A 216-nucleotide genomic window follows, 5' to 3' on the forward strand; every position below is an offset into this window, starting at 1 on the left:
TTTCATTTCTACGTTATGAACTGTAGAACCAACCGGGATATTACGCATTGGTAAGGTGTTACCCGCTTTGATAGCAGCATCAACGCCAGACTGAACTTTATCACCCGCTTTCAGGCCTTTTGGAGCCAGAATGTAGCGACGTTCACCATCAGCATACAGCACTAAAGCGATGTTAGCTGAACGGTTTGGATCATATTCCAGACGTTCTACTGTCGC

Annotated in this window: 1 pseudogene; it reads right to left on the bottom strand. The window is 45.8% G+C overall.

Going from position 1 to position 216, the window contains the following annotated elements:
- Nucleotides 1–216 (bottom strand): annotated as a pseudogene (locus BHE89_RS03925) (50S ribosomal protein L2); the annotation flags it as partial.

The sequence above is a fragment of the Shigella sp. FC1967 genome, from assembly GCF_001743005.1.
Taxonomy (GTDB): domain Bacteria; phylum Pseudomonadota; class Gammaproteobacteria; order Enterobacterales; family Enterobacteriaceae; genus Proteus.